Source organism: Roseospira navarrensis (assembly GCF_009601025.1).
Taxonomy (GTDB): Bacteria; Pseudomonadota; Alphaproteobacteria; order Rhodospirillales; family Rhodospirillaceae; genus Rhodospira; species Rhodospira navarrensis.
Genome location: NZ_WIVE01000115.1, coordinates 1 through 5,795, shown reverse-complemented (window position 1 = coordinate 5,795; position 5,795 = coordinate 1). Strand labels below are relative to the sequence as shown.

6 protein-coding genes and 1 tRNA gene are annotated in these 5,795 nt (G+C 71.3%); 3 read left to right on the top strand and 4 right to left on the bottom strand.

Annotated features, from left to right (window positions below):
* Positions 1–269: 269 nt before the first annotated feature.
* Positions 270–345 (bottom strand) — tRNA-Lys (locus tag GHC57_RS18555).
* A 464-nt stretch (positions 346–809) separates the two neighbouring features.
* On the opposite strand from GHC57_RS18555, the gene GHC57_RS18550 reads away from it, so the two are divergent.
* Positions 810–1,064, top strand: coding sequence for a hypothetical protein (locus tag GHC57_RS18550; protein ID WP_153347063.1), 255 nt, complete (start codon positions 810–812; stop codon positions 1,062–1,064).
* Between the two features lie 96 nt (positions 1,065–1,160).
* Positions 1,161–2,537 carry a tRNA uridine-5-carboxymethylaminomethyl(34) synthesis GTPase MnmE gene (gene mnmE / locus GHC57_RS18545; protein ID WP_153347065.1) on the top strand — a complete coding sequence of 459 codons (1,377 nt, stop codon included), beginning with the start codon at positions 1,161–1,163 and terminating at the stop codon, positions 2,535–2,537.
* A gap of 151 nt (positions 2,538–2,688) precedes the next feature.
* Here the strand turns inward: mnmE and gloB are convergent, their stop codons facing one another.
* Positions 2,689–3,471 (bottom strand): hydroxyacylglutathione hydrolase, encoded by a 783-nt coding sequence (gloB, locus tag GHC57_RS18540; protein ID WP_153347061.1) that lies wholly within the window; start codon positions 3,469–3,471, stop codon positions 2,689–2,691.
* 105 nt (positions 3,472–3,576) lie between these two features.
* Here gloB and GHC57_RS18535 point away from each other — a divergent pair, with 105 nt between their 5' ends.
* Positions 3,577–4,371: a class I SAM-dependent methyltransferase gene (locus GHC57_RS18535; RefSeq protein WP_153347059.1), complete on the top strand. Its 795-nt coding sequence runs from the start codon at positions 3,577–3,579 to the stop codon at positions 4,369–4,371.
* A gap of 1 nt (position 4,372) precedes the next feature.
* Here GHC57_RS18535 and GHC57_RS18530 read toward each other — a convergent pair whose 3' ends face one another.
* Positions 4,373–5,083, bottom strand: a complete 711-nt coding sequence (locus GHC57_RS18530) for an SDR family NAD(P)-dependent oxidoreductase (RefSeq protein WP_153347057.1) — start codon at positions 5,081–5,083, stop codon at positions 4,373–4,375.
* 202 nt (positions 5,084–5,285) lie between these two features.
* Positions 5,286–5,489 carry a hypothetical protein gene (locus GHC57_RS18525; RefSeq protein ID WP_153347055.1) on the bottom strand — a complete coding sequence of 68 codons (204 nt, stop codon included), beginning with the start codon at positions 5,487–5,489 and terminating at the stop codon, positions 5,286–5,288.
* Between the last annotated feature and the right edge of the window lie 306 nt (positions 5,490–5,795).

Sequence of the window (5,795 nt, the reverse complement as noted above, 5' to 3'; positions counted from 1 at the left end):
AAATCGAGTACCTGCCTCAGACTTTGGGCCTGTGCCAAATCCTTGCCGATTTGTGCCAAATCCGCTGCCGAGCTACAGCTGCCGAACTGCGCAAAACCGCGCGCCGCGCTACACCATCATCTGCTGCATCGCTGATTGGACCGACTGTCCGCCAACGGCGGACCCGATCAGGCAGGCTCCCGCGCAAACACCGTTACCCAGGCGTTACCCAGCCCGGTTCTCGACATGACAAAGGGGTTGCAGGAAATCCCGCAACCCCTTGATCTATTTGGTGGGCGCACAAGGACTCGAACCTTGGACCCGCTGATTAAGAGTCAGCTGCTCTACCAACTGAGCTATGCGCCCATCGGGGTGGGCCGGGCCGTCGGGGCCGGGCCTGTCCGCCAGGGAGGTGGGGTGATATCAGGCCGCCGCAGGAATTGCAACCCCGGAACGCGGGTCTTTCCGGGGGGCGGCACGGTCGCCAGGCCGCCCGAAATTCGCCTCATTGCCCCATTATTGTGACCATAGGGTGGTTCGGTTGGCGCGCCGGGTCCGGTCGGCGGGGCGATGGACGGGTCGTGTTGGACGGGTCGTGTTGATGGTGTCGTGTTGATGGTGTCATGCGGGCCGCCGTGAGGCGTGACTCTTCCAGTCCATGCGCGCTCTCGTGAACCCCGGATGTCGCCGCTTTTTTCGTCACCGCACCCCCCGTCGTGGCGTCGGACTCCGGCGTCCCGTCATCGTCAAAGCCGGGATTGCGCCGCGAAGCCAGGGGCGGGTCCGCCGGTCACCGATATCAGGTGGGTGCATCAGAACCGAGGGAACACATGACACACATCGTTCACGCCACGATCCCGGTGCGGCGGTCGGCCGCGCTGCTGGGTGCGATCCTGTGCGCGGCCGCCTTGTCTCTGCCGGGCGCGGCCGTGGCGGGCAGCGGGCAGGAGGTTTCCGGTCCGTCACCGTCAGCCGATTGCCAGGGCAAGCCCTGCCCCGACACGTCCGGCGGCAAGGGGTCGGGAGGTCCGGCCACCGACACCACCGGCGGCACGGAAGGGACGTTCGCCGACTTCGAACGCTGAGGGGTAACCTCCGGGGCGGCGGCCGGTCACTGCGAGCCGGGCAGGGGGCGCCGGTCCATCTTGCCTCCGGCCCCGCCGCCCGGCATGGTGCGCGCCATGATCGCCACCAACGACGCTCCGGATCCCGCCGAGACCATCTTCGCGCTGTCCACCGCCCCCGGACGGGCCGGCGTGGCGGTGGTGCGCGTCTCGGGCCCCCGCGCCGGCGCGGCCCTGTGCGCGCTGACCGGGCGCGCCAAACCGCCGCCGCCGCGCCGGGCGGTGTGGGCCCGGTTTCGCGATCCGGCCAGCGGGGAGGCGCTGGACGATGGTCTGGCGCTGTTCTTCCCCGCCCCGCACAGCTTTACCGGCGAGGATGTGGCGGAGCTGCACGGCCACGGCAGCCGGGCCACCGTCCGCGCCCTGCTGGACGCGCTGGCGGCATTGCCCGGCCTGACTCCGGCCGAGCCCGGGGCGTTCACCCGGCGCGCCTTTGACGCGGGGCGCCTGGACCTGACGGCGGTGGAGGGGCTCGCCGACCTGATCGACGCCGAGACGGCGGCCCAGCGTCGGCAGGCCCTGCGCCAGATGGACGGGGCCCTGGCCCGCCGCACCGAAGGGTGGCGCGACCGGCTGGTGCGGGCGCTGGCCCACCTGGAAGCCACCATCGACTTCTCGGACGAGGACCTGCCCGAGGCGCTGCTGCCGGACCTGCTGGCCGACGTGGCGGCGCTGTCGGCCGAGATCGCCGCCGATCTGGCCGCGTCGCCCCGGGGCGAGCGCCTGCGCGACGGCGTGCACGTGGCCGTCCTGGGCCCGCCCAACGCGGGCAAGTCCAGCCTGGTCAATGCGCTGGCCCGGCGCGAGGCGGCCATCGTTTCGGCCATCGCCGGCACGACGCGGGACGTGGTCGAGGTGCATCTGGACCTGGATGGGTTCCCGGTCGTGCTGGCCGACACGGCGGGTCTGCGCGACGCGGGCGATGTCATCGAACAGGAGGGGGTGCGCCGCGCCCGCGCCCGGGCCGAAGCGGCGGACCTGCGTCTCGTGCTGCTGGACGGCGGGGCCGCCGATCCCCTGGATCCGGCGGTGGCGCCGCTGGCGGCGGATCCGGACGCCCTGGTGGTGCTCAACAAGACGGACCTGCGCGCCCCGTCGGCGCTGCCGGCCTTGGGCACGGGCGGGCGTCGGCCCCTCGGGCTGTCCCTGGAAACGGGGGCGGGGTTCGCCGCTCTGCTGGCCGCCCTGACGGACCGGGTCCGCGCCCTGGCCGAGGCGGGGGCGGGCAGCCCGCCGCCCCTGACCCGGGCGCGTCACCGGCACGCGCTGGCGGACACGGTGGCGTCGCTCGACCGGGCGCGGGCGGCCCCCTTGCCGGAGCTGGTGGCGGAGGACCTGCGACTGGCGGCGCGGGCGCTCGGCCGGGTGACGGGGCGGGTGGACGTGGAAGACCTGCTCGATGTCATCTTCCGCGACTTCTGCATCGGGAAGTGATCAGAGGTGATCCCGCCGGCAGGCCAGGGCGGGACGTCAGATACCGCGTCCGACACGGAATGTAGGGTCGGACGCGGCCGGCGCGACTGCGCCGGCGCCGCGAAGCGGCGGAGGTGATTAAGCGACGCAGCCGCTTCATCACCGAACACAATCAAAATCGATCCTTCCGGGCCCGCACCTCGGCCAGCACCGAGACCGGATCGGCCCCGGCCAGCCCCACATGCGCCGCCAACGCGGGATCGTCCGCGCGCAGGAAGGGGTTCGCGGCCTGCTCCTCGCGCAGCATCGACGGCACGGTGGGGCGCCCGTCGCGGCGCAGGCGGGTCACTTCCTCGGCGCGGGCGGCGAGGGCCGCGTTGTCCGGGTCCACCGACTGGGCGAAGCGCACGTTGGCCTGGGTGTACTCGTGGGCGCAGAACACGCGCGTGTCGGGTGGCAGCGCGCGCAGCTTGGACAGCGAGTCCCACATCTGCGCGGGCGAGCCCTCGAACAGGCGTCCACAGCCGATGGAAAACAGCGTGTCGCCGCAGAACAGGGCGCCGCCGGCCGGTCCCGCATCCTCGAACCAGAAGGCGATATGACCCGAGGTGTGCCCCGGCACCTCGAACACCTGCGCGGTGGCGGTGCCCAGGCGCACCGTGTCGCCCTCCACCACGCCGATGTCCAGGTCGGGGATGCGGCCCGCGTCCTTGCGGTTGCCCACGATGGTGCAGCCGGTGGCGCGCTTGATGTCGCGGTTGCCGCCGGTGTGGTCGCCGTGGTGATGCGTGTTGAGAATGTGCGTGATCCGCCACCCCAGCCGCGCCGCCGCCTCCAGCACGGGCCCGGAGACGGAGGGATCCACCACGGCCGTCTCGCCGCTGTCGGGCTCGTGGATCAGATAGACGTAGTTGTCGCTGAGAACGGGGACCTGCTCGATCAGCAAGCGGGGCATGACTGCGCTCCTCTCTTCGGTCTGTCGCGCCGGCATCCGGTCTGGCGGGTGACGCGCCCCCGATATAGACTGTCCGGCAGGGACTTGCCAGGGAAGGGGCCCGCCATGCGTGCCGATGTCATTGATCTGCGGGACTTCTATGCCTCCCCTCTGGGCGAGGCGGCGCGCCGCCAGATCGCGCGGCATGTCCGCGCATTGTGGCCCGACGTGCGGGGCGAGCGGATCGTCGGCCTGGGCTATGCCGGGCCCTATCTGAAGGCCTTCCAGGGCGAGGCTGAACGGGTCCTTTCGGTCATGCCGCCGACCCAGGGCGTCATGCGCTGGCCGGAGACGGGACGCAACCAGGCCCTGATGGCGGACGAGACCGAGCTGCCGTTCCCGGACCGCTCCATTGACCGGATTCTGCTGGTGCACGGTCTGGAGGGCCTGGAACAGACCACGGCGGCCTTCCGCGAGATCTGGCGCGTGCTGACCGATTCCGGGCGGCTGCTGGTCGTGGTGCCCAACCGGCGCGGCCTGTGGGCGCGGATGGAGCGCAGCCCGTTCGCCTCCGGCCGGCCCTATTCCAGCGGCCAGTTGGATGCCCTGCTGCGGGCCAACCTGTTCGCACCCTCGGTGCGCACCGCGACCCTGTTCACGCCGCCCACCCGCTCGGCCATGGTGCAGTCGCTCGGTCCGCTGATCGAGCGCCTGGGGCCGCGCTGGTTCCCGGGCATTTCCGGGGTTCTGGTCTCGGAGGCGGTCAAGCAGATCCACGCCCTGCCGCTGTCGCGCGAGGTGCGCCGGGCGCGCCTGCGGGCGCCGGTGGTCTCGCTGCCGGGCCTGCGGCCGGGGGCGGTGGCGGCCGCGCGCCGCAGCGCGCCGCCGAGCCGGGTCCAGCCGCCCCGCCCGGTGCGGTGAGTCACGCTGAAGGCTTGGTCAGGTCGAAGCTGGCGCCGTGGTCCTGGCAATCCGGACTGACGAGCTTCAGGAAGGCTTCGGCGTGGGCTTCCGGCGGCGGCAGGCTCTCCGGATCCTCGCCCGGATAGGCCTCGCGGCGCATGCTGGTGCGGGTGCGGCCCGGGTTCACCAGGTTGACCTTGACGTTGGTCTTCAGCAACTCGGCGGCCCAGACCTTGACCATCATCTCCAGCGCCGCCTTGGAGATGGCGTAGGCGCCCCAGTAGGCCCGGGCGTCGTGGCCGACGGTCGAGGTCACGAACAGGGCGCGGCCCGCCTCGGACTGCTTCAGCAGCGGGTCCAGGGCGCGGATCAGCCGCCAGTTGGCGACCACGTTGACGTCCATGACCTGCTCGAACATGGGCGGGTCCATGTGGCCCACCGGCCCCAGCCGGCCGAGCGCGCCGGCGTTGCCCACCAGCACGTCCAGCCGCCCGAAGCGACGGGCGAGGGCGACGGCCATCTGGTCGATCTTCTCATAGTCGCACAGGTTCTCGGCCACCAGCATCAGCGGGGCGGCCCCGGCGGCGCGGACCTCGTCGTCCAGCTCCTCGAGGGCGGCCTGGGTGCGGGCGACGGCGACCACGTTGGCCCCCTCCAGCGCGAACAACTTGGCGACGGCCCGGCCGATGCCGCGCGAAGCGCCGGTCACGACGGCGACACGGCCGGCCATGCGGCCCTGTCCAGTGGGGGCGGGAGGGGCGGCGGCGGTATCGTCGGACGGTGTCATGGGGGCGTTCCAGAGGCTTGAAGGGGGGGGCTTGAAGGGGGAGCTTGAAGATCGGAAAAAGGCGCCGCCAGATTGGCGACGCCCTTGATGTAGGCGCTGGGCCCGCGGACTGTCCAGGCCGAAGCGTGGACGATCCGCCCCCGGATCAGGACTTCGTGGCGCTCGATTGCGTGGCGGTGGGCACCATGGCCGGCGACGGTTTGTGCGGCGCCTTGGCCTCCAGTTCCTTGCGGCGGGCGCTTTCCGCCTTGGCCTTGTTCAGGTTGCGGCGGTCGAGCCAGAGCAGGAAGAAGATCCCGCCGGCCCAGACAAACACTTCCATGATGGCGATCGCGGCCCCGGGGTCCATATCCGTCTCCTGGCTGTTGCGACTGAGACTCACTCAATGGAGCGATTATGGAGCCCGCGCCGGCCCGGTCAAGCCCGACCGGGCCGGTGCCAGGGCTCCGAATCCAGATGACAGGGGAGTCATGGTTCGTACCCCATCACGAGATCCTTCGCGCCCTTTGGGCTCTCAGGATTGTCTGTTTGATTTGTGGCATTGTGGAGATGCCGGGTTGCGGGGCCCCGGGTGGCCACCCGGGGCCCCGCACCGGATCGTGTGATCGTCTCAGGATGGGGTCTTTGCCCGTTGTCATCGTGATCCGCGATCCGG